This window comes from Neochlamydia sp. TUME1, from assembly GCF_000813645.1.
Classification (GTDB): Bacteria; Chlamydiota; Chlamydiia; order Chlamydiales; family Parachlamydiaceae; genus Neochlamydia.
Window position 1 is genome coordinate 1 of record NZ_JRXI01000003.1, and the last position, 1,291, is coordinate 1,291.

At 35.3% G+C, this 1,291-nt stretch carries 2 protein-coding genes; one reads left to right on the plus strand and one right to left on the minus strand.

The features are described from left to right. Positions 1–92: 92 nt before the first annotated feature. Positions 93–179, minus strand: coding sequence for a transposase (locus tag DB41_RS12650; protein WP_368730537.1), 87 nt, complete (start codon positions 177–179; stop codon positions 93–95). A gap of 612 nt (positions 180–791) precedes the next feature. Between DB41_RS12650 and DB41_RS00175 the strand changes: the two genes are divergently transcribed. Continuing rightward, positions 792–1,291: F-box protein (locus DB41_RS00175; protein WP_039383084.1), on the plus strand; the 500-nt coding region annotated here is incomplete at its 3' end.

Here is a 1,291-nt window from a genome sequence, read left to right on the forward strand (position 1 = left end):
AAATATTGGAAAGGGTTGTTAAATTTTAGTCTTATAATGTTTTGGATAGGCAGATTATCGGGATAGGCTCAATAAATTATTCTATTTCTATCTTAGGTTAAAGAATAAATCGATTTCCAATGAGGAAGATCTGTCCATTGGCAACCTGTCCTTAAGACATAAACGATGGCATTAAGCATCTCTCACTTAGAGTGCTTAGGTGGCTTGCCAGCTTTTTTCTTGCATATTATTAGGTTCAAGCACCTGCCATTCTTGATCATTTAAATCGTTAGGATAAGGTTTTCTTATCATATTAGGCTCGCTAATTAAACAGCTTATATTTTAAACGATTTTAATAATTTAGAAAATGTCTCTAAGCAAGCTTAAACTAAACTACACATTTGTAACGACAATAAGTTTCTCTCTTTTTCTGCAGATTGCTATGCTGGGAGGACAACCTTTCTTGATAGGAAGAAGCTAGGCGTATTGTATTCCATCATTCGATAGAAGAATTAAAACAATGCGCCAAAAAAGAGCCGTTTTTCTCAAATAAGGCAAAGAATCAATTTCATTCTTTTAGCCACACCAAAATTGCCGCATCACTTAATCGCAAAAACCTGTGGCTGCTCCTAAATGCTTGGAAGGTCTCCCCCTTTCCGTGAATCTATCTGAAAAAAAAGCGCTGTTAGGTCATTTGTGAGTTGTTTTTCATTGATAAGGATACGAATTCGCTTGACTTGCTTTTTTAATTTTTTTATATTGCCTTTAAAAATAAAAATTAATAAAAGGTCATCCCTACCTAAGGAAATAAAATGCATCCTATCTCATCGACATCTATTGAAAGCTTGCCCAATGAATTGCTGCTCCCTATCTTAGAGGCTTGCGCAGTTCCTTCCTTATTTAGCGTCTGTAAAAGATGGCATCATCTGCTGGCTTCTGAAGTGATGCCTTCTCTTTATAAAAAAATAGCCAAGCTTCACTTCCCCAGGAAGAATGCCACTACCCAGCGAACTCTTATGTTAGCTAAAGTTTATCAACTCAATCCTAGACTTACCTCTACTGAAAAAGTTTATCAAGTTTTTAGAGAAGTTTTTACCTTAGCTAAATCTATTTCTCCTTTGGAATTTAAAGAGAAAACAGAAGAAAAAAGAGGCTTAACGCTGGCTAATTACTCTTCTTATCTCTTAAATATTAATCGCCTTTTACTTTGGAAAAAACTTCCTGGTGGGGAAGAATACTTGAGCCGAGAAGAAATTAAGCACTTGCCTCTAGAAAAAAAAGGAGAGCTTCTTAGAGATTGGATTGAAGAAAA